Here is a 1,364-nt window from a genome sequence, read left to right as displayed (position 1 = left end):
GTCCCTTACGAGACTGGTTCCCACCGTCCACGATCAGTGCTGCGGGCCAGACCGGCCGCGGCGAGATGCCGCAACGCGGTAGAGGTGTTACTCGACGCCATCCCCGCCGCCGCCGCAATGTCCTTGGTCCGACGATGCCCGGCACCCAACGCGGCCAGAACCCGCTGCTGAGTCAGCCGGGGCACTGGCCATTCAGGCGCAGCGCGCGGCACTCACACGTTCGGCAGACCGATCCGTCCGGCCAGACCGCGGCGAAGCAGCCGAACCGCCCGCAGCGGACGCAGGTGCGCTTGTGCCAGCGCTCGAACTGCTCCGAGGTGAAGGACGCCGGGCTCACTTGTCGTCGAGGATCCGGGCCGGGCGGGGGCGCAGCTTCGCGACGGTGGAGGGCGGCGCCGGGCGGTCGTCTGTGGCGGTGCGTCGGACGCCGGCGTTCTCGGCGGTGGTGGCAACCAGCTCGGCCGGGGTGCAGCCGAGGATGTCGCAGAACGCCGAGAGCACCTGCAGCGACAGCCGTTCCGGGATGCCAGAGACCAGGCGGTGGACCTGGGAGGCCGACAAGTCGATGCCCCGGTCGGCCAGCAGCGGAACGAGCTGGGTGGCGGTGAAGATCCCCCGGCTGGCCATCACCTCCCGCAGCCGCCAGGAGTAGCCGACCTTCCGCTTCACGCTCGCGTCTCCTGCCCGGTCGTCGAGCCTGCTGCGAGGGCCTCGGCGATCGTGGCGTCGAGGTGGCGGCGCAGAGTGCGCTTGCGGAAGTCGGAGGACACGCAGGTGTAGATCGAAGTCGTAGACGCGTGCTTGAGCTTGACCCCTGACGCCGGACACGTCACCTGAGGTGGACCCGGTCCACCAGGGAGGATGTTGTTCGTGCCTGCACCTCACCCGCCCGAGTTCCGGCGTCGCGCCGTGGACCTTGCTCGTGCTGGCGACAAGCCGGTGTCTGCGATCGCGAAGGAACTGTCGATATCGGAGTCGTGTTTGCGGAGCTGGATGGCCCAGGCCGCCGCCGACGACACCGGCGGCTCTGATTCACGGCTGAGTAGCGCCGAGAAACGCGAATTGACCGGGCTCCGTAAGGAGAAGCGTCGCCTTGAGGTGGAGAACGAGATTCTCAAGCGGGCGGCCGCGTATTTTGCCCGGGAGAACGTTCTCCCAAAGTAGTTTTCCCGCTGGTCCGTGAACTCGCCGACGATGGATTCGACGTCGCGGTGACCTGCCGGGTCCTTGGCGTGCGCCGCCAAGGCTACTACGAATGGTGATCCGGGCACAAATCCGTTCGGGCGGTGGAGAACGAGTTGTTGCTCAAACACATCACCACGATCCACGAAGAATCCCGCGGAACGTACGGGTGGCCGCGTGTC

Annotated in this window: 3 protein-coding genes; 1 reads left to right on the top strand and 2 read right to left on the bottom strand. The window is 67.5% G+C overall.

Annotation, left to right across the window (positions count from 1 at the left end; translation table 11 throughout):
* Positions 1-5 precede the first annotated feature (5 nt).
* Positions 6-185, bottom strand: a complete 180-nt coding sequence (locus FVA95_RS34195) for a helix-turn-helix domain-containing protein (protein WP_161992526.1) — start codon at positions 183-185, stop codon at positions 6-8.
* 148 nt (positions 186-333) lie between these two features.
* Positions 334-669: a helix-turn-helix transcriptional regulator gene (locus FVA95_RS28780; RefSeq protein ID WP_149666900.1), complete on the bottom strand. Its 336-nt coding sequence runs from the start codon at positions 667-669 to the stop codon at positions 334-336.
* Between the two features lie 201 nt (positions 670-870).
* On the opposite strand from FVA95_RS28780, the gene FVA95_RS28770 reads away from it, so the two are divergent.
* The gene (locus FVA95_RS28770) at positions 871-1,164 is read left to right on the top strand and encodes a transposase (protein WP_161992396.1); all 294 of its coding nucleotides are present in this window, start codon (positions 871-873) and stop codon (positions 1,162-1,164) included.
* Positions 1,165-1,364 lie beyond the last annotated feature (200 nt).

The sequence above is a fragment of the Pseudonocardia sp. EV170527-09 genome (assembly GCF_008369905.1).
GTDB lineage: Bacteria > Actinomycetota > Actinomycetes > Mycobacteriales > Pseudonocardiaceae > Pseudonocardia.
This window is presented reverse-complemented; position numbering and strand designations above follow the sequence as displayed.